This is a genomic window from Streptomyces sp. NPDC096176, assembly GCF_044763255.1.
Lineage (GTDB): Bacteria > Actinomycetota > Actinomycetes > Streptomycetales > Streptomycetaceae > Streptomyces.
In genome coordinates, this window is the sequence record NZ_JBIWFV010000001.1 from 666439 (window position 1) to 692254 (window position 25816).

18 protein-coding genes are annotated in these 25816 nt (G+C 70.9%); 11 read left to right on the forward strand and 7 right to left on the reverse strand.

Annotated features, from left to right (window positions below; translation table 11 throughout):
• The first annotated feature begins 11 nt into the window (after nt 1-11).
• A complete protein-coding gene (gene moeZ / locus ACIQ7Q_RS03260) occupies nt 12-1190 on the forward strand; it encodes an adenylyltransferase/sulfurtransferase MoeZ (protein ID WP_403855713.1) in 1179 nt (392 codons plus the stop codon).
• A 124-nt stretch (nt 1191-1314) separates the two neighbouring features.
• Here the strand turns inward: moeZ and ACIQ7Q_RS03265 are convergent, their stop codons facing one another.
• The 3 genes from ACIQ7Q_RS03265 to ACIQ7Q_RS03275 all read right to left on the reverse strand — a co-directional run bounded on the left by ACIQ7Q_RS03265 (nt 1315) and on the right by ACIQ7Q_RS03275 (nt 7381).
• The gene (locus ACIQ7Q_RS03265; protein ID WP_403855715.1) at nt 1315-2913 is read right to left on the reverse strand and encodes an alpha/beta hydrolase; all 1599 of its coding nucleotides are present in this window, start codon (nt 2911-2913) and stop codon (nt 1315-1317) included.
• Between the two features lie 59 nt (nt 2914-2972).
• Complete coding sequence (locus tag ACIQ7Q_RS03270) at nt 2973-4526, reverse strand: alpha/beta fold hydrolase (RefSeq protein WP_403855717.1); 1554 nt, start codon at nt 4524-4526, stop codon at nt 2973-2975.
• A 191-nt stretch (nt 4527-4717) separates the two neighbouring features.
• Nucleotides 4718-7381: a lysylphosphatidylglycerol synthase domain-containing protein gene (locus ACIQ7Q_RS03275; RefSeq protein ID WP_403855719.1), complete on the reverse strand. Its 2664-nt coding sequence runs from the start codon at nt 7379-7381 to the stop codon at nt 4718-4720.
• A gap of 224 nt (nt 7382-7605) precedes the next feature.
• Between ACIQ7Q_RS03275 and ACIQ7Q_RS03280 the strand changes: the two genes are divergently transcribed.
• Nucleotides 7606-7956, forward strand: a complete 351-nt coding sequence (locus ACIQ7Q_RS03280; RefSeq protein WP_356633845.1) for an MGMT family protein — start codon at nt 7606-7608, stop codon at nt 7954-7956.
• Nucleotides 7957-8114: 158 nt separating this feature from the next.
• Entirely contained in the window at nt 8115-11498 is a 3384-nt protein-coding gene (locus ACIQ7Q_RS03285) for an ATP-dependent helicase (protein WP_403855722.1), read from the forward strand.
• Here ACIQ7Q_RS03285 and ACIQ7Q_RS03290 read toward each other — a convergent pair.
• A complete protein-coding gene (locus ACIQ7Q_RS03290; RefSeq protein ID WP_403856413.1) occupies nt 11410-12828 on the reverse strand; it encodes a pentapeptide repeat-containing protein in 1419 nt (472 codons plus the stop codon). The two genes, ACIQ7Q_RS03285 and ACIQ7Q_RS03290, sit on opposite strands and share 89 nt — an antisense overlap.
• Before the next feature lie 97 nt (nt 12829-12925).
• On the opposite strand from ACIQ7Q_RS03290, the gene ACIQ7Q_RS03295 reads away from it, so the two are divergent.
• From ACIQ7Q_RS03295 to nudC, 3 genes are read left to right on the forward strand one after another with little or no spacing between them, the layout of a single operon-like run.
• The gene (locus ACIQ7Q_RS03295) at nt 12926-16387 is read left to right on the forward strand and encodes an ATP-dependent helicase (RefSeq protein ID WP_403855724.1); all 3462 of its coding nucleotides are present in this window, start codon (nt 12926-12928) and stop codon (nt 16385-16387) included.
• Nucleotides 16388-16397: 10 nt separating this feature from the next.
• Nucleotides 16398-17795: a dipeptidase gene (locus ACIQ7Q_RS03300; RefSeq protein ID WP_403855726.1), complete on the forward strand. Its 1398-nt coding sequence runs from the start codon at nt 16398-16400 to the stop codon at nt 17793-17795.
• Nucleotides 17796-17833: 38 nt separating this feature from the next.
• On the forward strand, nt 17834-18784 hold the full coding sequence (gene nudC / locus ACIQ7Q_RS03305) for an NAD(+) diphosphatase (protein WP_403855728.1): 951 nt from the start codon (nt 17834-17836) through the stop codon (nt 18782-18784).
• A gap of 41 nt (nt 18785-18825) precedes the next feature.
• Here nudC and ACIQ7Q_RS03310 read toward each other — a convergent pair whose 3' ends face one another.
• Nucleotides 18826-19068 carry a mycoredoxin gene (locus tag ACIQ7Q_RS03310; RefSeq protein ID WP_005312266.1) on the reverse strand — a complete coding sequence of 81 codons (243 nt, stop codon included), beginning with the start codon at nt 19066-19068 and terminating at the stop codon, nt 18826-18828.
• Between the two features lie 93 nt (nt 19069-19161).
• Here ACIQ7Q_RS03310 and ACIQ7Q_RS03315 point away from each other — a divergent pair, with 93 nt between their 5' ends.
• The 5 genes from ACIQ7Q_RS03315 (at nt 19162) to ACIQ7Q_RS03335 (ending at nt 23056) form a co-directional block, all read left to right on the forward strand.
• Nucleotides 19162-21411: an ATP-dependent DNA helicase UvrD2 gene (locus ACIQ7Q_RS03315; protein ID WP_403855730.1), complete on the forward strand. Its 2250-nt coding sequence runs from the start codon at nt 19162-19164 to the stop codon at nt 21409-21411.
• Nucleotides 21412-21574: 163 nt separating this feature from the next.
• Nucleotides 21575-21901: a hypothetical protein gene (locus tag ACIQ7Q_RS03320; protein WP_403855732.1), complete on the forward strand. Its 327-nt coding sequence runs from the start codon at nt 21575-21577 to the stop codon at nt 21899-21901.
• Between the two features lie 170 nt (nt 21902-22071).
• On the forward strand, nt 22072-22440 hold the full coding sequence (locus tag ACIQ7Q_RS03325) for a WhiB family transcriptional regulator (protein ID WP_403855734.1): 369 nt from the start codon (nt 22072-22074) through the stop codon (nt 22438-22440).
• Nucleotides 22437-22760, forward strand: coding sequence for a hypothetical protein (locus tag ACIQ7Q_RS03330; protein ID WP_403855736.1), 324 nt, complete (start codon nt 22437-22439; stop codon nt 22758-22760). Before ACIQ7Q_RS03325 ends, ACIQ7Q_RS03330 begins: the two co-directional genes overlap by 4 nt.
• Before the next feature lie 95 nt (nt 22761-22855).
• Nucleotides 22856-23056, forward strand: a complete 201-nt coding sequence (locus tag ACIQ7Q_RS03335; protein ID WP_403855738.1) for a hypothetical protein — start codon at nt 22856-22858, stop codon at nt 23054-23056.
• Between the two features lie 69 nt (nt 23057-23125).
• On the opposite strand, the gene ACIQ7Q_RS03340 is transcribed toward ACIQ7Q_RS03335, so the two are convergent.
• Together ACIQ7Q_RS03340 and ACIQ7Q_RS03345 are read right to left on the reverse strand one after the other, a co-directional pair.
• Nucleotides 23126-24487 carry an ABC1 kinase family protein gene (locus tag ACIQ7Q_RS03340; protein WP_403855740.1) on the reverse strand — a complete coding sequence of 454 codons (1362 nt, stop codon included), beginning with the start codon at nt 24485-24487 and terminating at the stop codon, nt 23126-23128.
• 63 nt (nt 24488-24550) lie between these two features.
• Nucleotides 24551-25693 (reverse strand): ThiF family adenylyltransferase, encoded by a 1143-nt coding sequence (locus tag ACIQ7Q_RS03345; RefSeq protein WP_403855742.1) that lies wholly within the window; start codon nt 25691-25693, stop codon nt 24551-24553.
• Between the last annotated feature and the right edge of the window lie 123 nt (nt 25694-25816).

Here is a 25816-nt window from a genome sequence, read left to right on the forward strand (position 1 = left end):
ACGGAGCCCCCGTGTCGCTGCCACCCCTGGTCGAGCCCGCAGCCGAGCTCACCGTAGACGAGGTCCGCAGGTACTCCCGCCACCTGATCATCCCGGACGTCGGGATGGACGGGCAGAAGCGGCTGAAGAACGCGAAGGTGCTGTGTGTGGGCGCGGGCGGCCTCGGCTCGCCGGCTCTGATGTACCTGGCGGCCGCCGGTGTCGGCACGCTCGGCATCGTGGAGTTCGACGAGGTCGACGAGTCGAACCTGCAGCGCCAGATCATCCACAGCCAGTCTGACATCGGCCGCTCCAAGGCCGAGTCCGCCCACGACAGCGTCAAGGGCATCAACCCGTACGTGAATGTGATCCTCCACGAAGAGCGGCTCGAGGCCGAGAACGTGATGGACATCTTCAGCCAGTACGACCTCATCGTCGACGGCACGGACAACTTCGCGACCCGCTACCTCGTCAACGACGCGTGCGTCCTGCTGAACAAGCCGTACGTGTGGGGCTCGATCTACCGCTTCGACGGCCAGGCCTCCGTCTTCTGGTCCGAGCACGGCCCCTGCTACCGCTGCCTCTACCCGGAGCCCCCGCCGCCGGGCATGGTTCCCAGCTGCGCCGAGGGCGGCGTGCTGGGCGTGCTCTGCGCGTCCATCGGCTCCATCCAGGTCAACGAGGCCATCAAGCTGCTCGCCGGCATCGGCGAGCCCCTGGTCGGCCGGCTGATGATCTACGACGCCCTGGAGATGCAGTACCGCCAGGTCAAGGTCCGCAAGGACCCGAACTGCGCGGTCTGCGGCGAGAACCCGACCGTCACCGAGCTCATCGACTACGAGGCCTTCTGCGGTGTCGTCTCCGAAGAGGCCCAGGAGGCGGCGGCCGGTTCGACGATCACTCCCAAGCAGCTCAAGGAGTGGATCGACGACGGCGAGAGCATCGACATCATCGATGTCCGCGAGGTCAACGAGTACGAGATCGTCTCGATCCCTGGTGCCCGTCTGATCCCGAAGAACGAGTTCCTGATGGGCACCGCCCTCCAGGACCTGCCGCAGGACAAGAAGATCGTCCTGCATTGCAAGACGGGTGTCCGCAGTGCGGAAGTCCTCGCGGTGCTGAAGTCCGCGGGCTTCTCCGACGCGGTGCACGTCGGCGGCGGCGTCATCGGCTGGGTGAACCAGATCGAGCCGGACAAGCCGGTCTACTGATCCGACGGGAGCAGCGCACAGGGCCCCGGACCGCGACTGCGGTCCGGGGTTCCGTCGCATCCGGGCCCTCGTAAGCGGCCCCGGCGGCATGGCGGTTTCCAGGGGTCGTCGCAAACGGATCCGGTCAGGACGTGCAGGTCCTGCCGTTCTGCGGCACCTCGCCGTCGAGCAGATACGCGTCCACGATCTCCGTCACACAGCGTCCGGTGCCGTACGCGCCGTGGCCCTCGCCCTTGTTGGTGATCAGCACGCCGACGCCGGCGCCGAGTTCGTCGGCCATCTTCCGCGCGCCCTCGTACGGGGTCGCCGGGTCGCCCGTCGTGCCGATCACCAGGATCGGGGCCGCACCCTCCGCCGAGACCTCCGGCGTCTCCGACTCGCCGGGCACCGGCCAATTCGCGCACCAGCCGGCCAGATCCCAGGCCAGGTACGGGCCGAAGACCGGGGAGATCTCGGTGAACTCTGCGAGATGGCGGGAGCGCACCTCGGCCGGTGAGACCCGGCCCTTGGCGTCCGCGCAGGATATGGCGCGCTGCGAGTGGTTCTGCGTGCCGTAATGACCCTTGTCGTCACGGTCGTTGTACACGTCGGCCATCAGCAGCAGCCCGGTGCCGTCGCCGCCCTCGGCGGCTTCGAGTGCCTCGGTCAGATGCGCCCAGCTGTCCTGGGAGTACAGCGGCTGGATGATCCCGGTCAGCGCCAGCCCCTCGGTGAGGGGCCGGCCGTCGTCCGTGGGCAGCGGCTTGCGGTCCAGTTCGGCGAGCAGCTTCACGATGCTCTCGGTTCCGTTCCTCGCGCTGATGCCCCGGCTCTCGAAGTAGTTCTCCAGAGCGCGCTGGAAGCCGCGTGTCTGGTTGCGCGAGTGACCTGCGTAGTCGGCGGAGGGGTCGACGACCGCGTCGAGGACGAGCCGACCGACGTTCTTGGGGAACAGGTGGGCGTAGACGCCGCCGAGCTCGGTCCCGTACGAGAAGCCCAGGTAGTGCAGCTTCTCGTCGCCGAGGACCTGGCGTATCAGGTCCATGTCGCGTGCCGCGTTCGCCGTGCCGACGTGCGGGATGATCCCGCCGGACCGCTTGGCGCAGCCCTGGCCGAAGGCCACCGAGTCGTCCATGTAGCTTTTCAACTCCGCGGGGGTGTCCGGGGTGGAGTCCAGAGCGAGCGACTTCACCGTCTCCGCGTCTCCGCGGCAGACCACCGCGCTGCTCTCCGCCACGCCGCGCGGGTCGAAGCCGACCAGGTCGTAGCGGCTGTGCAAGCTGTCGAAGCGCTGAGCCGCACCCGGCAGCGCGGCCACACCGGATCCGCCGGGGCCGCCGAAGTTGAAGAGCAGCGAGCCGATGCGTTTGCCGGGGCCCTCGGCCTTGGAGCGGATCAGGGCGATGCCGATGGTTTCCCCCGTCGGCTCGCGGTAGTCCAGCGGGGCCTCGAGAGTGGCGCACTGCCACTGGCCGCCCGGCGCCTTCGCGTAGCTGCCCCGTGCTTTGGTGGGCGCCTCGCAGGTCTTCCAGTCCAGCTTCTGGCCGGTCAGAGCGGCCGGAAGAGCGGCCTGCGAACCGTCGTGCGTGCGGTTCGCGTCCGGTGTGGGGTCGGGGGAGGCGGACGGGGCACCGCCCTTGCCGTCGTTGACGGTCCCTTCGTCCCCGCCGCCGCATCCGGTGGCCGAGCCGGCCACGAGGAGCGTCGTCGCGGCCAGGGCGGCCACTCGCACGGGAAGTCTCATCTCACGCTCCCAGGGCTTTCGAAGATATTTTCGACATCGTATGGCGGGAGTCGTGGGAGCTACGTGCACACCGTCCCGTCGGCGGGCGCCTTGCCGCTCAGCAGGTAGGTGTTCACGGCCCGCTGCACACAGGTGCTGCTGCTGTACGAACCGTGCCCCTCGCCCCGGTACGTGATCTGGACGCCCACGCCCTTGCCCAGCGCCTCTGCCATGGCCTTCGTGCCCTTGTAGGGGGTGGCGGGGTCGCCGGTGTTGCCGACCACCACGATCGGGGGCGCGCCGGGTGCGGAGACGTCCGGGTGCTCCCATGTGCCCGGCACCGGCCATGCACTGCAACTCGCCTGCCCCCAGGCGAGGTACTCGCCGAAGACGGGAGAAGCCTTGCGGAATTCGGGAAGCATGGCCTTGGCCTGCTTCAGTGTGTAGCGCTCTTTGGCATCGACGCAGCCGATGGCCGCGCCCGCCGCCTGGATGTTGCTGTAGGTGCCGTCCTCGGAGCGTCCGCTCATCGCGTCGGAGAACGCCATCAGAAGGGCTCCATCGCCGCCTTCGGCCTCGTCGAGGGCCTGTTCCAGCAGCTCCCAGTAGTCCTGCGAGTAGAGGGTCTGAAGGATGCCGTTCGCTGCCTGGCCCTCCGTGAGCATCCGCTCCCCGATACCGGGGATGGGCTTCTTGTCGAGCCGGTCGAGGAAGGCGATGATCCAATCCTGGATCTCCTTCACGGTGGAGCCGGGGAGCAGACAGGCGTCGCCGCGTTCCAGGCAGTCCTCGGAGAAGTTGGTGAGCGCCAGCTGGAAGCCCTTCACCTGGCCCAGCGCACTCTGCACGGTATTCTGCGTCGGGTCGACGACGGCGTCGAAGACGGCCCGTCCGACGTTCTTCGGGAACAGGTGGGCGTAGACGCCGCCGAGCTCGGTCCCGTACGAGATGCCGAAGTAGTACAGCTTGTCGTCGCCGAGGACCTGTCGCATCAGGTCCATGTCGCGGGCGGCGTTGATGGTGCCGACGTACGGCAGCTCGTTGCCCGAGTTCTCCTCGCAGGCGCGGCTGAACTTCTCGATGCCCTCCTGGTACGCCGCCTCCTCCGCGGCGTCGTCGGGTGTCGGGTCCTCGGTGGCCTGCTCGTCGAGCTGCCTGTCGTCCAGGCACTCCACGGGAACGCTGCGGCCGACTCCGCGCGGGTCGAAGCTCACGAGGTCGTACCGGGCGCGCAGATCGTTGTAGTCCTGGGCCAGGGAGGGCAGGGTGTGCACGCCGGAGGCGCCGGGGCCGCCGAAGTTGAAGACGAGGGAGCCGACGCGGTTCTTCGTGTCACGGGCCTTGGCCCGGATGAGGGCCAGCTCGATGGTCTCGCCGTCGGGCTTCGCGTAGTCGAGCGGGACGTCCATGAACGAGCACTCCCACTGCGTCCCCCCGGGCAGCGGCGACGGCTTCGGCCCGCCGCCCTCCGCTTCCGAGGGGGCGGGGCACGGCCGCCAGTCCAGCGGCTGGGCGGCCAGATCCTTGGGCCGGTCCTCGTCCCCGCTGCCGCCGTCGGAGCACCCGGCGACCAGCAGCACGGCTGTGGCGGTGGCGGCCGCCGCGGCGCGGGCGGCGGAGGAAGTTGTCGGCATGCCGCCATCCTGCGCCGCCCCGGCTTGCTCCGCACGGGCGACGGTCCATGCGGGTGGAGGTGACTTTGCTGGGCCGTACGGGTGACTTCCGGTCGGTTTGTGCGTGCTCTCCGGGCTGGTTCGCGCGCCGGTCCCGGGTCCTGTCGTCGGCCCCGCCCGGATCGTGCGTCAGCTTCCGACCCCGCCCCGTGTCACAGGAAACCCTTGCGAGTGAGGTGCGTGAAGGCGAGCCAGCCCGGCAGGACCGGCAGCCACAGCGTCATCGTCCGGTACAGCAGCACTGCGGGGGTAGCGACCGCCGCGGGCACCCCCACCAGCACCAGACCGCCGATCAACGCACCCTCGACGGCGCCCATACCGCCTGGCGTCGGCGCGGCGGAGCCCAGCGCGTTGCCCGCGAGGAACACGACGGCGATGCTCGCGTAGCTCACCGGCTGGTTGCCGCCGTCGAACGCTCGGACCGACGCGTCCAGGCAGAGCACGAACACAGACGTCAGCAGCAGCATCCCGCCGATGCCCGTGAGCAGCTTCACCGGCCGCTGCAGCACATCGAGCATGCGCGGCACCACACCGGCGAACAGCGAGCGCAGCTTGGTCGCCACGAACTTCCGCAGGAACGGGATCGCCGTGACCACCAGCACGAGCACGGCGACCGTCAGCAGTCCCGCGATCACCGTCCTGGACGGGGTGAGCGACGCCGTCTTCTCCGTACCGGTCAGATAACCGAACGAGAGCAGCAGCAGGATGTGCGCGCCGAGACCGAAGAGCTGCGAGGCGCCGACACTGGCCACGGCCAGACCGGGACGGACCCCCGACCGCTGGAGGAAGCGGGTGTTGAGTGCGACACCGCCGACCGCCGCCGGGGCGACGATCTTGACGAACGACCCGGCGACCTGCGCGAGCACGGTACGCAGGAACCTGATCCGCTCCGGCACGAACCCCAGCAGGCTCATCGCCGCGGCGAAGTAGCTGAGCACCGAGAACAGCAGGGCGGCCGCCACCCAGCCCCAGTGGGCGTTGGCGAACATCGTGCCGAAGTCGAAGTCGGCGATCTGCGACAGCAGGAAGTACGCGGCGACGGCGCCGGCGATGCAGCTGACGAGCGTCCGCGGCCTGATCCGCTCAAGACGGACCGGCTCCACGGGAGCCTGCGGCCTGATCAGCAGCACCTGTCTGCGGATCTGGGAGAGCAGATCCTCCTCACGAGCCTCGTCCATGGCCTCGTCCAGGGCACGCTTGTCGGCCTGCTTCTCCGCACGCTCCACCTTGCGGGCGGTCTTGCGGTCGTCGGCAGGCGGCTCTGCGTTGCGCGCCCGCTTCGCGGCCTCCGAGGCCTCCAGCACCGCTTCTCGTTCGCGGTGGGCCCGTTCGCGCGCCTGCTGGCGCAGGGTGGCGCGGGTGGAGCGGCTCAGCGCGATCGGCTGGAGCAGGGGGAGGCAGTCGGCGACCTTGTCCGGGCCGAGCACCTCGACGGCAGCGGCCACCGAGCGTTCCGCACCCACCCGCAGCCCAAGGGTGGTCAGCAGCTGGGCGATGTCCATCCTCAGCACGACATCGCCGGCCGCGATCTCGCCGCCGCGCAGATCCGTGAGGATCACCTTGCCGTCCGGGTCCACGAGGATCGCGTCCCCGGCGAGCCGACGGTGGGCGATGCGCCGTGACTGGAGCGCCTTCACCTGCCGCCAGGCGCCGCGCACGACGTCGTCCGTGATCTCTTCGTCCGGAAGGGAGTCGAGGGAGCGGCCGCCGGAGTGCTCGTACACGAGCATCACGGCGTCGGGGCCGAGCTCGGAGGTGGCGATCAGTTTGGGGGCGTTGGCGCCGGCGGCGATCGCCGCGTAGGCCAGCAGGGCCTCCTGCTCCAGCGCCTGACGCAGCGACTGGATGGAGCGGCGGGTGGTGATGGAGCGCAGGGTCAGCCGGCGCCACACCCGGTAGAAGAAGCCCTGTGCCTGCTGCTCGCGGTCGACGACGGTGACGTCGAGGGGCGGCCCGTCCTCCAGTGACACCAGATAGCGGCGGCCGCGGTCCGTGTCGGCGTTCTCCGCGGCATCCTCCTCCGCACGCATGGCGGTCACCGGATGGAAGCCGACATGGCGCAGACCGGCGAGCAGATTCTGGCCGGTGGGACGGACGTTCGGTGAGCCGACGGCGTAGAGGGTGCCGTAGGCGACGGTCCAGCCGAGCAGCACGGTGAGGAGGATCGAGAACGGGGTGGTGTAGCCGGCGACCAGCATCGCGAACGCGTCGAGGAGCAGCACCACCCACAGCACCACGCGCCAGCGCGGTCTGCGGGCCATGCCGACGGCGGTCATGTAGGCGATGACCGGCGCGAGATACCCGTGCACCGGATCGGTGAGCGCACCGCCGGTCTGCGCCTGGGTCAGGGCGTCCTGGAGGCTGCCGGGCGCGCTCTTGGCGACCCAGAGGTCGGTGGCGAGGGTGACCCCGTGGGCGAGGACCGCGGCGAGCACACCGTCCGCGATCCGTAGTCCGTCCCGTTTGATCAGCCGCTCGATGGCGAAGGCGACCGGGACGAGCAGCACGGCGATGCTGGACGCCAGGCCCGCGATCTTGACCAGCAGGTCCGGGGCCTGGCCGGTGCCCTTGTTGATGTCCTGCTCGAGGCCAGTCGTGGTGCCCTGTGCGAACGCGGCGACGGCCAGGACGATCGCGATCAGCATGATGCCGATCAGTAGCCGCATCAGGTCCGACGGGCGGTGCACGCGCGCGGCGAGCAGCGGCTCGTCCCCGGAGACGCGGTCCGCGTGAGCCACCTCGGCGCCCGTTCCCAAAGCCGGCTTCTTCGGGTCCGGCTCGGGGTCAGGGGCGCCTGCTGCCTTCGAAGGCTGCACGCCCTGCTCCTTCGCCGTCTCGGTCTCTTCTTGATCTCGTATCACCAGTCACCGCCCGCACGATGGTGGCACGACCGGACGACAGAGGGGGGCATCAGGGTGCATCGCGGTGACGCGAGGCGCGTACCGTACACCTCTTTGACGCTTATGCGCTGTTTTGCCCGCTGTGTAGCACAGACCTCTCGTCCACAGCACTGTCGGTGCCGTGCGGCAGGATGGGTCGGATGGACGAGCTGCCTGAATACGCCGAGCGGGTTCTGGAGGTCGCCGAGCGGATCCCCCCGGGCCGGGTCATGACCTATGGGGACGTCGCCGAGTGGCTCGGCGAGTCCGGACCCCGCCAGGTCGGCCGAGTCATGGCGCTGTACGGCGGAGCCGTGCCGTGGTGGCGCGTCGTGCGCTCCGACGGAGTGCTGCTGCCCGGCCACGAACTGCGCGCCCTGGAGCATTACCGCGAGGAGGGGACTCCGCTGCGCGGGGCATCCCGAAGCGCCGAGGGGCACATGCCGCGCCTCGACATGAAACGTGCGCGCTGGGACGGCGTCGGGCCGCACGGCGACGAAGCTCACATATGACAGCTTCCGCCAAGCGGCACCTGCGCGGCGAGTGCGGGGACCACACAGGACAGGTGACGCAGTCGCCGCCCGCACGCGGCGCCCTGGCGTAGCGTCGTCGGCGCGCGGCACCGACCGCGATCTCACCACCAGCACACCCACCAGGACCGGCGAACCACGTGAGCTCCTCCTCCACCACCGGGCGTCCGTCGTACCCGCAGCAGGTACGCCGGGGGTCCACGGGTGCGTACCGGCTGGTGCGAACCCCTCCGGGCCGCGTGGCTCCCCCTGTGCTGGACGCAGCTCAGCGCGCGGTGGTTGACCACCGCGAAGGGCCACTGCTGGTACTCGCCGGGCCCGGCACCGGGAAGACGACGACGCTGGTGGAAGCCGTCGCCGCGCGCATCGCGCGACGCGCGGACCCGGCACGCATCCTCGTCCTCACCTTCAGCCGCAAGGCGGCGGTGGAGCTGCGGGACCGGATGGCGCTGCGGCTGGGAGGCACGCGCGGACCGCAGGCGACGACGTTCCACTCGTTCTGCTACGCGCTGGTCCGGGCGAACCAGGACGCCGACCTGTTCTCCGAGCCGCTGCGGCTGCTGTCCGGGCCCGAGCAGGACGTGACCGTGCGCGAACTGCTCGCCGGGCAGATCGGCCTGCCCGGTGTGAACTGGCCCGACGAGCTGCGGGCCTGCCTCACCACGCGCGGCTTCGCCGACGAGGTGCGTGCGGTACTGGCCCGCAGCCGCGAACTGGGCCTCGGCCCGGACTCCCTCGCCCGTTTCGCGGCCCGCACCGGCCGGCCCGACTGGGAGGCGGCCGCGTCGTTCCTCGCCGAGTACCTCGACGTCCTGGACCTGCAGGGCGTGCTGGACTACGCGGAACTCGTGCACCGTGCCGTGCCGCTGGCGGAGGAGGCGGCCCTGCCCGCCTACGACGCGGTCTTCGTGGACGAGTACCAGGACACCGACCCGGCCCAGGTGCGACTGCTCAGGGCGCTCGCGGGCGGCGGGCGGACACTGATCGCCTTCGGTGACCCGGACCAGTCGATCTACGCGTTCCGCGGCGCCGACGTGAACGGCATCCTCGACTTTCCCGACGCCTTCCCGAAGGCGGGCGGCAGCCCGTCGGACGTGGCGGTGCTGACCACCTCCCGGCGCAGCGGGGCGACCCTGCTGGAGGCGACCCGCCTCCTCACCCGCCGGATGCCGCTGACACGACTGCCGTCCGAGAAGGTGCGGGCGCACCGCGAGCTGTCGGCGGTCCGCGAAGGCGGCCGCATCGAGGCGTACACCTGTCCGACGGCCTCGACCGAGCTGGACAACATCGCGGACATCCTGCGCCGCGCGCACCTCGAGGAGGGCGTTCCCTGGCACGACATGGCGGTCCTGGTCAGGGCGGGCGGCCGTACGATCCCGTCGATCCGGCGGGCCCTGACGTCGGCCGGCGTCCCGCTCGAGGTCGACGGCGACGACATGGCACTCCGACACGAGCCCGCGGTGGCACCTCTGCTGACGGCCCTCCGTACGGTGGCCACGGCGGCGGCCCGCCGCAGCGCGGAGACGGGGGCGGGGGCGGACGCGGGGACGCGTACGGGGTCGGCGGAAGGCGTGGCATCCGCGGCCGCGTCCAGTTCCGCGGCTGAGTCCAGCTCTGAGGCCGCATCCCGTTCCGCCGCCGAGTCCACCTCCTGGATCGACATCGACACCGCGCTCACTCTCCTCGGCTCGCCCCTCGGGGGCATGGACTCCGCCGACCTCCGCCGGCTCGGCCGGGCGCTGCGGGACGAGGAACGGGCCGGGGGCAATGCGCTGCCCCCACCGTCCGACCAACTCCTCGCCCGCGCGCTTGCCGAGCCGGAGCGCCTCGTCGCGCACGACCCCGCGTACGCCCGGGGCGCCCAGCGGCTCGGAGCGCTCCTGCGCACGGCGCGCGAGCTCCTCGAGGGCGGCGGCACCGCGGAGCAGGCCCTGTGGCATCTGTGGGACGGCACCCCCTGGCCGCAGCGCCTGGAACGCGCCGCGTTCCGCGGTGGCGCGGCCGGACGCAACGCCGACCGGGACCTCGACGCCGTCTGCGCGCTCTTCGAGACGGCGGCCCGGGCCGAGGAGCGCACCGGCGGCCGCGGTGCGCTCAACTTCATCGAGGAACTCGAAGCACAGGACATAGCGGCCGACACCCTCGCCAAGCGCGAGGTTCGCCCCGACGCCGTACGGCTGATGACCGCGCACCGTTCCAAGGGCCTGGAGTGGAGCCTCGTCGTCGTCGCCGGAGTGCAGGAAGGTCTGTGGCCCGACCTCCGGCGACGGGGTTCCCTGCTGGAGGCCGACCGCATCGGCCGCGACGGTCTCGCGGAGCCGCTCACCCCCGGCGCCCTGCTCGCCGAGGAGCGCCGACTCTTCTACGTGGCCGCCACCCGCGCCCGCGACCGGCTCGTCGTCACCGCGGTCAAGGCCCCGGCCGACGACGGCGACCAGCCTTCCCGCTTCCTGACCGAACTCGGCACGGAGCCGCGTGACATCACGGGCCGGCCCCGCCGTCCTCTCGCTGTCGCCCCGCTCGTCGCCGAGCTGCGTGCGACCACCGTGGACCCGGACGCGTCCCCCGAGCTGCGGGAGGCGGCGGCTCGCCGGCTCGCCCGGCTTGCCGCACTGAGCGACGACGACGGCAACCCGCTGGTGCCGGCGGCTCACCCCTACCGCTGGTGGGGCCTGTACGACGTCACGCACAGCGCGAAGCCGCTGCGCGACCGCGAACAGCCCGTCACCCTCTCCGGGAGCGCACTGGACCAGCTGGCCAACAGCTGCGCCCTCCAGTGGTTCCTGGGCCGTGAGGTGAAGGCCGACGCCCCCGCGACCGCCGCTCAGGGCTTCGGCAACGTCGTGCACGTCCTCGCCGATGAAGTGGCCTCCGGTCGCACCCCCGCCGATCTCGCCGTCCTCATGGAGCGTCTCGACTCGGTCTGGAACGCGCTGGTCTTCGACGCCCCCTGGAAGTCGCAGCAGGAGAAGGGACACGCCCGCGTCGCGCTCGAACGCTTTCTGCGCTGGCACGTGATGGACCGCGGCACACGCACCCCCGCGGCCACCGAGCACGACTTCGATGTGACCCTGCAGGCGGGCGAGTTCGAGGTGCGCATCCGGGGCTCCATGGACCGCGTCGAGCAGGACGACCAGGGCCGCGCCTACGTCGTCGACTTCAAGACCGGCAAGCAGACGCCGACCAAGGACGAGGTCGCCCGCCACCCCCAGCTCGCGGTCTACCAGCTCGCCGTGCGCGAGGGCGCGGTCGACGAGGTCTTCGGCGGGCGTCGCCCCGAGGCGGGCGGTGCCGAACTGGTGCAGCTGCGTCAGCCGGCCGCCAAGAAGGAGGGCGGCGACGCCCTGCCCAAGGTGAAGGCACAGGAGGCGCTCGCGGGGGAGTGGGTGGGCGACCTGCTCGCCACCGCGGCCGGTCGTGTGCTCGCCGAGCGCTTCACGCCCGCCACCGGGCAGCACTGCGCTCACTGCGCCTTCCGCGCCTCGTGCAGCGCGCAGCCGGAGGGCCGCCAAATAGTGGAATGATCGGTGTTTTGCCCGGTTTCGTCACATTCGCAGGGAATCCAATGGAGTTCAGGCCGCTGCAACGGGCTGCGGCGGCCGACCCGGATCTGCGAGGAGAAACAACATGACGGCCAAGCGGAAGTCCCTGGCGAGGGTGGTGGCCTGTGCGAGCGTCATCGTCGTACTGACGGGCTGTACCCGGGGCGGTGACAGCGACGTCAAGGCCAAGGGCGTCTCGGGGGAGCAGCAGGGGCGGGTGACCGCCACCGGCGGATCGCTGGCCGGCCTGGACGCGGGGCAGATCGCCGACAGGGCGGTCGAGGCCACGAAGGACGCCAAGTCGCTGAAGATGGCGGGCCGGATCGAGAAGGAGGGCGAACCGGTCTCCATCGACCTCGCCCTGGACGCCGAGAACTGCACCGGTCTCCTCGGCGCCAAGGGAGGCAGGGCAGAGCTCCGCAAGGTGGCCAAGGTCATGTACCTCAAGGGCGACGAGCAGTTCTGGAACGCCACTCTGCAGGAGCGTTCCTCCGAGTCTCCCGGCGGCAGCGACGGCGGCGCGGTCGTCGATCTGATGAAGGGCCGCTGGATCACGATGCCCGCCGGGACCATCGAGGCCATGGACCGCGTCTGCGACCTCAGGGCCGTCTTCTCCGAGATGGACATGGACGAGGCGGACCGCAAGCAGATGACGAAGGGGCCGGACGCCCAGGAGGACGGCGTCGCCACAGTGACCCTCGTGAAAAAGGCGGAGGGCAGGACGACGACTGTCCACATCGCCAAGGAAGGCAAGCCGCACATCCTCAAGATCGTCAAGACGGGCGGCACCGAGACCGGCACCATCCTTCTCTCGGACTACGACAAGCCGGTCGAGGTCAAGGCCCCGCCGCCCGGCGAGGTCGTCGATCTCGAGAACCTGACCGGAGGCGCGGGCCTGGGCACGGGTTTCGAGGCGGGCGAGTCCCAGACGGGCGAGGCGCCGCAGGCCGGCGAGTCGGACACGGGCGAGTCGGGCACGGGAGAGTCGGGCACGGGAGAGTCGGGCACGGGCGAGTCGGGCACGGGAGAGTCGGGCACGGGCGAATCGGGTGAGTCGGCGGCGGGTGACGAAAGCGGCCAGGACACCGGATCCGAGCGCGGCACGGACTCGGACACCGGCGCGAGCACCGGCAGCGAGGCCGACTCCGGAACCGGCACGCGATCGGAGTCCGGCGGAGCCACCCAATCCGGCAGCGAATCCGGCAGCGAATCCGACAGCACATCCGGAAGCGACGCCGCCGACGTCGGCTCGGGCGCCGGTACGGCCGCAGACGGCCCGAGCGACTCCTGAACCGTCCACCGCCCGAAGCACTCAGGACCGCCTCTCGGCGAGCCTTGGCCGCCCGGCACGCAGGTGGCCGGACATATGGGGACCACTGCCGTCAGTGGTCCCCATTAGCCTCTATGGGGTGACCGCACGTATCTCCGATCCCGAGCAGCTCAAGGAGCTCCTCGGGATCCCCTTCACCCCGGAGCAGACGGCCTGCATCACCGCGCGGCCCGCCCCGCAGGTCATCGTGGCCGGAGCCGGTTCGGGGAAGACGACGGTCATGGCGGCACGGGTCGTGTGGCTCGTCGGCACCGGCCAGGTGGCGCCCGAGCAGGTCCTCGGTCTGACCTTCACCAACAAGGCCGCCGGAGAACTGGCCGAGCGCGTCCGCACCGCTCTCGTACGGGCCGGGGTGACGGACCCCGACGTCATCGACCCGGACAACCCTCCCGGCGAACCCCGAATCTCGACGTACCACGCCTTTGCCGGTCAGCTGCTCACCGACCACGGCCTGCGTATCGGGCTCGAGCCCAGCGCGCGGCTCCTCGCCGACGCCACCCGCTATCAGCTCGCCGCCCGCGTGCTGCGCGAAGCCCCCGGGCCGTACCCGGCGCTCACCCGGTCCTTCCCCTCCCTGGTCAGCGACCTGCTGGCGCTCGACGCGGAGCTTGCCGAGCATCTGGTCCGCCCCGACCGGCTGGCGGCGTACGACACCGAGCTCCTGCGCACCCTGGAGGGCGCCCGGCTCAGCAACGCCGACCTCCGCAAGGTCCCCGAGGCCGCCGAGGCCCGCCGCGAGCTGCTCGACCTGACGCTCCGTTACCGCGCGGCCAAGCGGGAGCGGGACCTGCTCGACTTCGGCGACCAGATCGCCCTCTCCGCAGAGCTCGCACTCACCCGGCCCGAGGTCGGCGCCGTCCTGCGCGACGAGTTCCGGGTCGTCCTGCTCGACGAGTACCAGGACACGTCCGTGGCGCAGCGGCTCCTGCTTTCGGGCCTCTTCGGGCAGGGCACGGGACACGCGGTCACCGCCGTCGGCGACCCTTGCCAGGCGATCTACGGCTGGCGCGGAGCGTCGGTCGCCAACCTCGACGACTTCCCCGTCCACTTCCCGTACGCCGACGGCAGTCCCGCCACCCGCTACTCGCTCAGCGAGAACCGCCGCAGCGGGGGCCGGCTGCTGCACCTCGCCAACGGCCTCGCAACGCCGCTGCGCGCCATGCACGAGGGAGTCGAGGCCCTGCGGCCCGCCCCCGGCGCCGAGCGGGACGGCATCGTGCGCTGCGCGCTGCTGCCGACGCATGCCGACGAGATCGAGTGGCTCGCCGACTCCATCGCGCACTTGGTGCGCACGGGCAAGGAGCCGGGCGAGATCGCGGTCCTGTGCCGTACCGCCGAAGACTTCCCCGAGATCCAGGGCGCCCTCGTCGCGCGCGACGTCCCCGTCGAGGTCGTCGGCCTGTCCGGGCTGCTGCACCTGCCTGAGGTCGCCGATCTGGTGGCCGTCTGCGAGGTCCTCCAGGATCCGGGCGCCAACGCCTCGCTCGTCCGACTGCTCACCGGCCCGCGCTGGCGGATCGGTCCCCGCGACCTGGCCCTGCTCGGCCGCCGTGCCCGGCTGCTGGTGCACCGAGTCTCCGTGGACGAGGACCCCGACCAGCGCCTCGCCGCGGCGGTGGAGGGCACCGACCCCGCCGAGGTCGTCTCGCTCGCCGACGCACTCGACACGTTCCTGGAGTCGGCCTCGGGAGAGGACGACGGCCTGCCCTTCTCGGCCGACGCGAGGGTCCGCTTCGCCCGCCTCGCCGCCGAACTGCGCGACCTGCGCAGGTCGCTGTCCGACCCGCTCATGGATGTGCTGCACCGGGTGCTCTCCACGACCGGTCTCGAGGTCGAACTGTCCGCCTCCCCGCACGCGCTGGCCGCCCGCCGCCGCGAAACCCTCGCCAACTTCCTGGACGTCGCGGCGGGTTTCGCCGCGCTGGACGGAGAAGCGACGCTGCTGGCCTTCCTCGGCTTCCTGCGCACCGCCGCGCAGTACGAGAAGGGCCTCGACAACGCCCTCCCGGGCGGCGAGAACACGGTCAAGGTGCTCACCGCGCACAAGTCCAAGGGCCTGGAGTGGGACGTCGTCGCCGTCCCCGGCCTTGTCGCCAAGCACTTCCCGAACGATCGGGCGCGCGAGGCCTGGACCTCGCAGTCCAAGGTCCTTCCGCACGCCCTGAGGGGCGACGCGGACACGCTCCCGGACGTCGAGTCGTGGGATGCGCGGGGCCTGAAGGCGTTCAAGGAAGCGATGCAGGACCACCAGCACACGGAGGAACTCCGCCTGGGCTACGTCACCTTCACCCGCCCCCGCTCGCTCCTCCTCGGCTCGGCCCACTGGTGGGGCCCCAGCCAGAAGCGCCGACGCGGTCCCTCGGCGTTCCTCCAGGCGCTGTACGACCACTGCGAGCAGGGGTACGGCGAGATCGAGGTGTGGGCGGAAGAGCCGGCCGAGGACGCGGAGAACCCGGCACTGGGTGCGGCGACCGCGGACCACGCCTGGCCTCTGCCGCTCGACCCGACCTCGCTCGCCCGCCGCCGGGCGGCGGCAGAAACGGTCCTGGCGCACCTCGAGGCGCTGTCCTCGGCCGCTTCCGACGAGCCGGATGCAGTGGCCCCGTCGTCGGCCGCCTACGAAGAGCCGGAGGCCCGGACCGGGGCTCCGGCCGCCGGCGACGAGTGGGCCTGGCCGGAGGACGCCCCGCCGGAGGACGACGCACCGCCCCCCTTCGACGACCCCTTCGGCGAGTTCCCGGACGCCGCCGTGCCGGGCCCCCGCATGCCCGCCGACCCGCCGCCTCCCCTGACCGCGGAGAAGGCAGGGGCCGAGCCGGACACCCCGCTCACACCCGAAGACGCCCGCACCATCGCCTCCTGGGATCGTGACCTCGACGCGCTCGCCGGCGAGCTGCGCCGCACCCGCGCGACCGTCCGCGACGTGCTTGTGCCGACCTCCCTGTCCGCCTCCCAGCTCCTGCGCCTCGCCGCCGACCCCGACGGCTTCGCCAAGGAGCTCGCTCGCCCCATGCCGCGGCCCCCGCAGCCTGCGGCCCGCAGAGGCACCCGCTTCCACGCATGGGTGGAGTCGCGCTTCGAGGAGCTCCCCCTGCCCATGCTCGGCCCCGACGAACTCCCCGGCGGCGCCGACGAGCACGACATCGCGGACGAGCAGGATCTGGCGGCTCTCAAAGAGGCCTTCGAGCGGACCCCGTACGCACGCCGCACACCCCACCGCGTCGAAGCGCCGTTCCAGTTCACCCTCGCGGGCCGCGTGATCCGGGGCCGTATCGACGCCGTGTACCGGACGGAGGAGGGAACGTACGAGATCGTCGACTGGAAGACCGCGCGCAACGGCGCCGCCGACCCCCTCCAGCTCGCCGTCTACCGCGTGGCATGGGCCGAACAGCACGGAATACCGCTCGACGCGGTGACCGCCGCGTTCGTCTTCGTACGCACCGGCGAGGTCGTGCGTCCGGACGGCCTTCCCGACCGTGCGGGACTGGAGCGCATCCTGCTGGGCGGGACGGCCGACGAGTCCGGTGCGGGGGCCCGTTAGGCTCAGGAGCATGAGCGACACCCCGGACAGCGCCGTCCGTACGTACATTGAGCAGCACCGCGCCGCCTTCCTCGACGACCTCGCCGAGTGGTTGCGCATCCCGTCGGTGTCGGCGCAGCCCGAGCACGACGCGGACGTACGGCGCAGCGCCGAGTGGCTCGCGGCCGAGCTTGCAAGGACCGGCTTCCCGGTCGCCGAGATCTGGCCCACCCCCGGCGCCCCCGCGGTGTTCGCCGAGTGGCCGTCCGGCGACCCGGACGCACCCACGGTGCTGGTGTACGGCCACCACGACGTGCAGCCCGCCGCCCGCGAGGACGGCTGGCACACCGACCCGTTCGAGCCGCAGATCGTCGACGGCCGGATGTACGGTCGTGGCGCCGCCGACGACAAGGGCCAGGTGTTCTTCCACACCCTCGGGGTGCGCGCACACCTTGCCGCCACGGGGCGCACCGCCCCGGCGGTGAACCTGAAGATGCTGATCGAAGGCGAGGAGGAATCGGGCTCCCCGCACTTCCGCGCACTGGTCGAGTCCCACGCCGACCGGCTCGCCGCCGACGCCGTGATCGTCTCCGACACCGGCATGTGGTCGAAGAGCACTCCCACCGTCTGCACGGGCATGCGTGGCCTCGCCGACTGCGAGATCGCCCTGTACGGCCCCGACCAGGACATCCACTCGGGGTCGTTCGGCGGAGCCGTCCCCAACCCCGCGACGGTCGCCGCCCGCCTCGTGGCCGCACTGCACGACGAGAACGAGCAAGTCACCGTCCCCGGGTTCTACGAAGGCGTCGCGCCCCTCACCGACGCCGAGCGTGAGCTCTTCGCCGAGCTCCCCTTCGACGAGGAGACCTGGCTGCGCACCGCCACGTCGCACGGCACCCTCGGCGAGGCCGGCTACTCCACGCTGGAGCGCATCTGGGCCCGCCCGACGGCGGAGCTGAACGGCATCGGCGGCGGTTACCAGGGGCCCGGCGGCAAGACGATCATCCCCTCGTCCGCCCGGCTCAAGCTGTCCTTCCGGCTGGTCGCGGGGCAGGAACCGGACAAGATCGAGCGCGCGGTCACCGACTGGGTCGCCTCCAAGGTGCCGGCCGGCATCCGTCACGAGGTCGTCTTCGGCGCGGCCACCCGCCCCTGCCTGACCCCGCTGGACCACCCGGCACTCCAGTCGGTCGTCCGGGCCATGGGCCGGGCCTTCGACGGACAGAAGATCCGCTTCACCCGCGAGGGCGGCTCGGGGCCCGCCGCCGACCTCCAGGACGTGCTGGCGGCGCCCGTGCTCTTCCTCGGCATCTCCGTACCGTCCGACGGCTGGCACGCACCGAACGAGAAGGTCGAGCTGGATCTGCTCCTCAAGGGCGTGGAGACCACCGCCCATCTGTGGGGCGACATGGCCGAAGCCCTTCGCTGAATCGCATCCCAAAACCTCCCGGGGGAGTTGGAAGAACCGTGAGCACCAACAGCTACGTCGACGCCGCAAGCCGTCCGATCGGTCTCACCGCACCGAGCGGCATCGACCGTGAGGCGCACAACCGCCTCGACGAGGCCTGGCTCGCGGCGGCGTGGAGTCACCCCACGACCCGGGTCTTCGTGGTCTGCGGCGGGCAGGTGCTGATCGACGACACCCCCGACGGCCGCACCGAGCTGGTCATGACACCGGCCTTCGAGGCGCCGGTCACCGAGACGCACCGCTACTTCCTCGGTACCGACGAGGAAGGAGTGCGCTACTTCGCCCTCCAGAAGGACACCCTGCCGGGGCGCATGGACCAGTCGGCGAGGCCCGCCGGGCTGCGCGAAGCCGGGCTGCTGCTGTCGCCGCGCGACGCGGGGCTCATGGTGCACGCGGTCGCCCTCGAGAACTGGCAGCGGCTCCACCGCTTCTGCTCCCGCTGCGGCGAGCGCACCGTCATCGCCGCCGCGGGCCACATCCGCCGCTGCCAGGCGTGCGGCGCCGAGCACTACCCCCGTACCGACCCCGCCGTGATCATGCTCGTCACCGACGATGAGGACCGCGCCCTCCTCGGCCGACAGGTGCACTGGCCGGAGGGCCGCTTCTCGACGCTGGCGGGCTTCGTGGAGCCGGGGGAGTCGATCGAGCAGTCGGTGCGCCGAGAGGTTCGCGAGGAGGTGGGTGTCGACGTCGGCGAGGTCGAGTACATCGCCAGCCAGCCGTGGCCCTTCCCCTCGAGTCTGATGCTGGGCTTCATGGCCCGCGCCACGTCGTCGCACATCGAGGTGGACGGCGAGGAGATCCATGAGGCGCGCTGGTTCTCCCGGGAAGACCTGCGGGCCGCGTTCGAGTCTGGGGAGGTGCTGCCTCCCTACGGGATATCGATCGCGGCCCGCCTCATCGAGCTCTGGTACGGCAAGCCGCTGCCCAAGCCCGGTGACGTCCTCTGAGGGACCCGTCATCAAGGACCGGCGCCCCCTGTTGTGGGCGCTTACACGCCGACCTTCTGCTTGACCTGGGCGAGCGAGGGGTTGGTCAGGGTCGAACCGTCGGGGAACAGCACGGTCGGCACCGTCTGGTTGCCTCCGTTGGCCTTCTCGACGAAGGCCGCCGACTCCGGGTCCTGCTCGATGTTGATCTCGGTGTAGGCGATGCCTTCGCGGTCCATCTGGCTCTTCAGCCGACGGCAGTATCCGCACCAGGTGGTGCTGTACATCGTCACAGTGCCCTGCATCGTCTCTCGTGCTCCTCAGGTCTCGGGGCGGTGTGTGTCATCACCTCGGGCTAGAACGTACGTGACCCGGCGGCGATTCCCGGCACCGGTGTGATGCGGTTCGTACGACCAATCACGCACCCCTGTGGACAACCGCCGCATCCGCCCCGGCCGACCTGGCAGCATGGCGGGGTGACAGCAGCAACGCACTCCTCCCTTTTCCCGCAGGTTCCCGAGTCGGCGGACGCCGTGCTCGAGGGGCTCGACCCAGAGCAGCGCGAAGTGGCGACCGCTCTGCACGGTCCGGTGTGCGTGCTGGCAGGAGCCGGCACGGGCAAGACGCGCGCGATCACCCACCGCATCGCGTACGGGGTGCGCGCGGGCATACTCCCGCCCGCCAGTGTGCTGGCCGTCACGTTCACCAACCGCGCCGCTGGAGAGATGAGAGGCCGGCTGCGCCAGCTCGGCGCGGGCGGCGTCCAGGCACGTACGTTCCACTCCGCCGCCCTGCGCCAGCTGCAGTACTTCTGGCCGAAGGCGGTTGGCGGCGAGTTGCCCAGGCTGCTCGAGCGCAAGATCCAGCTGGTGGCGGAGGCCGCGGCCCGCTGCCGTATCCGCCTCGACCGCAACGAGCTGAGGGACGTCACGGGCGAGATCGAGTGGGCCAAGGTCACGCAGACCGTTCCCGGCGACTACCCGGCCGCGGTCGCCAAGTCGCTGCGCGACGCTCCTCGGGATCCCGCCGAGATCGGCCAGGTCTACGGGATGTACGAGCAGCTCAAGCGGGACCGGGCGGTGATCGACTTCGAGGACGTGCTGCTGCTCACCGTCGGGATCCTCCAGGACCGGCATGACATCGCCGACCACGTCCGCCGCCAGTACCAGCACTTCGTTGTCGACGAGTACCAGGACGTGAGCCCGCTCCAGCAGCGCCTGCTCGACCTGTGGCTCGGCGACCGGGAGAACCTGTGCGTGGTGGGCGACGCCAGCCAGACGATCTACTCCTTCACCGGTGCCACCCCCGACCACCTGCTGAACTTCCGCACCCGCCACCCCCGCGCCACCGTGGTCAAACTGGTCCGGGACTACCGCTCCACACCCCAGGTCGTCCATCTCGCGAACGGCCTGCTGGGCCAGGCCCGCGGCCGGGCTTCGGAGCACCGCCTCGAGCTGATCTCCCAGCGCGAACCCGGCCCCGAGCCGGCCTACGTGGAGTACGCGGACGAGCCGGCCGAGGCGGAGGGCACCGCACGCCGCATCCGCGACCTGATCGCTACCGGTGTCCCGGCCGGCGAGATCGCGGTGCTGTACCGGATCAACGCCCAGTCGGAGGTCTACGAGCAGGCCCTGGCCGACGCGGGCGTTCCTTATCAACTGCGCGGGGCCGAGCGTTTCTTCGAGCGGCAGGAGGTGCGCGAGGCGGGGATCGCCCTGCGCGGCGCCGCCCGCGCGGGGGGGAACGACGCGCTGCTCGACGACGCCGAGGATCTGCCTGCCCAGGTGCGGGCGGTCCTGTCCACCAAGGGATGGACCACCGAGCCGCCCGCCGGTTCCGGTGCGGTGCGCGACCGCTGGGAGTCATTGGCCGCCCTGGTCCGCCTCGCCGAGGACTTCGTGCGGGTCAAGCCGCAGGCGAGCCTGGCCGACCTGGTCGCCGAGCTGGACGAGCGGGCAGCCGCCCAGCACGCGCCCACCGTCCAGGGCGTCACGCTCGCCTCCCTGCATTCGGCCAAGGGCCTGGAGTGGGACGCGGTGTTCCTCGTCGGGCTCACCGAGGGCATGATGCCGATCACCTACGCCAAGACCGACGAGCAGGTCGAGGAGGAGCGCCGGCTGCTCTATGTGGGCGTCACGCGAGCCCGGCTGCACCTTTCCCTCTCCTGGGGGTTGTCGCGATCCCCCGGTGGTCGGGCCTCGCGCCGGCCTACTCGCTTCCTGAACGGCATCCGTCCCGGTTCGGCGGCGGCCGGGCCGCGGACCGCGGGCGGCGCCGGCGGCGTCGAGCGTGGCAGCGGCCGCCGCAAGCGGCGCGGTCCCGTCCTGTGCCGGGTGTGCGGCAAGACGCTGACGGACGCCGGTGAGATGAAGCTGATGCGTTGCGAGGACTGTCCTTCCGACATGGACGAGGCGCTCTACGAGCGGCTGCGCGAGTGGCGCTCGGAGCAGGCCAAGGAGCTGGGCCAGCCCGCGTACTGCGTCTTCACGGACAAGACCTTGATGGCCATCGCGGAGGCCGTGCCGGGCAGTGAGCACGAACTGGCGGGCATCTCCGGGGTCGGTGGGCGCAAGCTGGATCGCTTCGGCGCCGATGTTCTGGCCATCTGCGCAGGTGAAGAGCTTGAGGCGGTCGCCGAGGACGACTGATACAAACTCGTCGAAAAAATAGTTTGCGCGTGCCCCAGCCAGCCCCATAGGTTCTTAACCACGAGAACAGCGGCTTCACTGAAGCCCTGTCTTCGTGCTGTACTTATCCGAATAGCGTGACCGGCTCGTCCGGTCCCCGAGACGCCGAGAGGAGGCGATTCCAGTGGTCAGCATCTACACCAGCTTCGTCAGCACCGCAAAAATGACCGATCGCTCGGTCGCTTCCGCCTGCTCGCTCGGCTTCTCTTCGGCGTTCGTCGGCACCGGTATGTCCGGCATCTCCGCCGTGCTTCCCGTGATCGGTCTGGGCGGTCTCCCCGTCATGGAGCGCAATGAGCGACCGACCAAGGCACTGGAAGCAGGAGAAGCAGCGGCAGAGGCCCGGACCTATGCCTTTGCGGCAGCCAGTGCCAAGACCCGGCAGCAGACGACGCAGCACCACATGAAGTGGGCCTTCCGCGGGCTCGAACCCTGGAGTGATCCAGCCTGATCCAGCATCAGGCCGGCGCCTTCAGGGCCGCGGAACCCCACCCGGGATCCGCGGCCCTTCTGTTTTCCCCAGCGGGAGCACAGAGCGAAGGTGCCTCGGGACCAGAAGCACCCGGTACCAACTGCCACCCGGCCGACCGGCCGGAACGAACAGACGAGGAACAACACACCGTGCAACTCGAAGCGCACGCCCCGTCCGTACCGCCTTCCGAGACGATCTCCCCGCCCGCTCGTACCGAGGACTCCACCTTGACTCCCCTCACCGCGCTCACCGCGCTCGACGACGCCATCGAGAACCTCGGCGTACCCGTCCCGTGCCGTTCCTACGACCCGGAGGTCTTCTTCGCCGAGTCGCCGGCCGACGTCGAGTACGCCAAGTCCCTCTGCCGCACCTGCCCGCTGATGGAGGCCTGCCTCGCAGGCGCCAAGGAGCGGCGTGAGCCGTGGGGCGTCTGGGGCGGAGAGCTCTTCGTCCAGGGGGTTGTCGTCGCCCGCAAGCGGCCGCGTGGTCGCCCGCGCAAGAACCCGGTTGCGGCATGAACGCCATCGGAACCATCGATCGACCCGTCACGCACGACCCCAAGAAGCAGGCTCCGATGACCTCTTCCACGCGTGAGCCGCAGAGCTCCGCCACCCCAGCAGTCACCACCATCGGCGCGAACGCCTCGCGTCAGAACAGGACCCGCGAAATGCAACTCATCCCAGAAGCCCTGGCCCGTGCACATATGCACGAGCGGCTGCGTGAAGTCGACGCGGAACGCCAGGCCGTGCGCCTGGTCGCCGCCCGACGCATGCAGCGCCGCGCCGAGCGCGTGTCGCTGCGCGCGCGTCGTGCCCTGGCCATGGCCGTCATGCACTGACGGCAACACTGTCTCCGTGGGGGCCGGTCCGAACGGATCGGCCCCCACGGTGCGTTGTCCCCGGACCGGGCGGGCCGCGGCGGTATCGTCGCGAGGTGGACCAGGACAAGACTCCTCACCCCGAGCGGCCGGGTGCCGGGAGCATCGTGTGCGCCGGCTGCGGCGTAGTCGCGGAGGGGGTGCCGGTGACCTGGACCTTCTCCGTGGAGAACGGAGTGCGCCACTACTTCTGCGAGGACTGCGCGCGGGCCAACATCAGGGCGATCGAGGGCAGGCTCGACTCCAACTGGTGGTGACCGGGGAAGCCCCCGGTCGGCCTTGGTTGCGAGGGCTTCCCGAGCGGTGTTCCCGCTCGGGCCTCATGCCTACGCCTCGACTGCGACGCTGTCCTCGGTGTCTTCCTCCGCTACGAAACCGGGCAACCACGATTCGAGTTCGTCCCGCAGCCGCACGGTCGCGTTCAACTGGCAGAGGACCCCGATCGTGCTCAGTGTGACCCGGTGTATCAGCAGATACGAGGGCGGAAGGTTGAGCTGCTTGCCCAACTGGTGGGCGGGGGAGCGGATGTCGGCGATCCGCGCCGCCTGGGTGCGCATCCAGCCGCGGGTGAAGGTGAACTCCTCCGCCTCCGCCGGTTCGATGATCGGCAGCAGATAGTCCAGAACCGCGTCCGGGTCGAGGTCGATGGTCTCCTTGACGAAGCCCTCCTCGCACAGCAGCCCGTAGACGGCCTCGGCCTCGCCCTCAAGAGTCATGCGCAGACATTCGCCAATGGTGTCAGGCAGCCCGCCGGCCAGCCGGTCCACCGTGCCGAAGTCCAGCACACCGAGACGCCAGCCCTCGTCGTCGTCGGTCGGCAGCAGCCGGAAGTTGCCGGGGTGCGGGTCGGCGTGCAGAAGTCCCGTGCGCGCGGGGCCGGAGAAGAGGAAGCGCGCCAGCAGCTGGCCCGCGCGGTCCCGTTCCTCAACCGTGCCGCTGGAAATCACCTCCGCGAGCGGTATGCCGTCGATCCACTCCGTCACGAGGACCTGGTCGCTCTGGTGCACCACATCCGGGATCAGGACGTCGGCATCGCCCGCGAACTCCGCCGCGTGCTCACGCTGGGCCTGCGCCTCCAGTGCGTAGTCCAATTCCTCGGAGACACGGTCCCGCAGTTCCGAGATCAGGGGCTTGATGTCCATGCCGGGGATCAGCGGACCCAGCAAACGAGCGAATCGGCTCAACTGGGTCAGATCCGACAGGAGTGCCTCGCCTGCGCCGGGGTACTGAACCTTGACGGCGACCTCGCGCCCGTCGTGCCAGACAGCGCGGTGCACCTGTCCGATCGACGCGGCGGCCGCGGGCTTGTCCTCGAAGCTCAGGAACAGCTCGCGCCAGTCCTCTCCCAGGCGCTCCTCGAGCACCGCGTGGACCGTGCGCGTCGGCATGGGCGGGGCCGCTTCCTGAAGCTTCGTCAGGGCGGCCCGATACGGTCCGGCGATCTCCTCGGGCAGTGCCGATTCGAAGACGGACAGGGCCTGTCCGAACTTCATCGCACCGCCCTTGAGCTCCCCGAGCACCTTGAACAGCTGCTCGGCCGTCCGCTGTTGCAGCTCGCGGGCCACGATTTCGGCGGACTTGCCGCCGATCCGTTTGCCCAGCCCCCACGTTGCCCGGCCGGCGAAGCCCAGTGGCAGCGCTGCCAACTTGGCGGTCCGGGTGACCGCCTTCCGGGGAAGATCAGACATGCGCCCCTCCAAATCCCAGACAGCCTGCCGCGTGCGCCTACGGCATCACTCCGTCGACCGCGGTTACCCGGTCATTGTCTCGCGTATCGAACCGACCGGCGGTGTGTGCCCCCTCTCAGTGTTCCCCGCCGCACTGCAGGCGCAGTCGAGATGGGGCGCGACCAGTTCCGAACGCCAGGACAGTTGCGGCAGTGACACCTCCCACCGTGCGCCCGTGCTCGCGGGCGCCTCGCCGTCGAGGAAGGACAGCGCGTGACACGCCGTCATCCCGGCCACGGCTGTGGCGAGCGCGATGTCGCACGCGGCCACCGTCCTGCGGCGGCCGGAGCGCCACTGCGCGAGCAGCCTGGGCCTCCCCGGGTCGCGCTCGGCCCGCACGTGCTCCATGCAGCCGGCGCAGGCCGTGCAGCCCGGCAGTACCAGCGGGCCGACCACGCCGGTCGCTTCGACAACTCCCGCGTACAGATGCGGAGTGCCGGTGGTGATCCACTGCTCTGCCTCGGCGGGAGCGGGCGCGTAGGCGGCCAGCCCGTCGCGCGGCGCCACCACGACGAGGCTGAGGCCGGGCTCGCTCACAGTCGGTTCCTGCGTCTCGGCGGCCCGCGGTGGACGGTCGGGGGCGGTGCGCCGGACAAGGCGCCTGGCCGCTGCGTCCCGGCGGGTCCCGATGGCCTCCGCCGGCAGCCCACCGGGTGCCACGTCCACAGGCTCCACGTATCCGCCGTCCAGTACCTCGACCCGCCCCACCCCTGCGGCCGACAGCGTCGCGGCGATCGTCGCACCCACGCGCCCCGCTCCGCGCACCTGGACCCGTATGGCCCGTCGGGCGGCCACGCGGCCGGCTGCTCCGCCCGGTTCGGGATGGATGACGGACAGCGCGGCCAGGTCCGGTCGCAGCCGGTCGTGGGCCGTGGTCCGCCTGCGAAGCGCATCAGCCGCCGGGCCGCCCGCGGTCGGGTCGTCGAGCAGCCCCGCCGCCGTCAGGCGGTTCACCAGGGCTTCCGCCCTGCCGTCCGGCAGTCCCATCGCCCGCGCCTCCTCGCGCAGCAGCGGCAGGCCCCGTGTCCCGTCCAGCAACTCCATCAAGGCGCCGGTGGCGGTGTCCACGGGGCCGAGCGTGACCGCGTGCGCGGGCGTGACGCCGAACTGCACGGACTGGCGGTCCCGCCATGCCCGCCTGAAGGCAGGCTTCATCATTGGATGCATATCGGCTCCCCCGCTGATCGTTCCGAGAAGGCTCGGCTGTGAGCCGTTGTCAGAATGCAGTGCGGCGGAGACGGCCGTGAAAAGTTGTCCACAGGCACCGCGTATTAGTCGTTCAAATGGTGC

Coding starts and splice junctions, on each gene's coding strand:
- ACIQ7Q_RS03265 (WP_403855715.1), bottom strand. CDS start 2,913: ATGAGACTTCCCGTGCGAGTGGCCGCCCTGGCCGCGACGACGCTCCTC.
- ACIQ7Q_RS03270 (WP_403855717.1), bottom strand. CDS start 4,526: ATGCCGACAACTTCCTCCGCCGCCCGCGCCGCGGCGGCCGCCACCGCC.
- ACIQ7Q_RS03280 (WP_356633845.1), top strand. CDS start 7,606: ATGGACGAGCTGCCTGAATACGCCGAGCGGGTTCTGGAGGTCGCCGAG.
- ACIQ7Q_RS03300 (WP_403855726.1), top strand. CDS start 16,398: ATGAGCGACACCCCGGACAGCGCCGTCCGTACGTACATTGAGCAGCAC.
- ACIQ7Q_RS03310 (WP_005312266.1), bottom strand. CDS start 19,068: ATGCAGGGCACTGTGACGATGTACAGCACCACCTGGTGCGGATACTGC.
- ACIQ7Q_RS03315 (WP_403855730.1), top strand. CDS start 19,162: ATGCGGTTCGTACGACCAATCACGCACCCCTGTGGACAACCGCCGCAT.
- ACIQ7Q_RS03330 (WP_403855736.1), top strand. CDS start 22,437: ATGAACGCCATCGGAACCATCGATCGACCCGTCACGCACGACCCCAAG.
- ACIQ7Q_RS03340 (WP_403855740.1), bottom strand. CDS start 24,487: ATGTCTGATCTTCCCCGGAAGGCGGTCACCCGGACCGCCAAGTTGGCA.
- ACIQ7Q_RS03345 (WP_403855742.1), bottom strand. CDS start 25,693: ATGCATCCAATGATGAAGCCTGCCTTCAGGCGGGCATGGCGGGACCGC.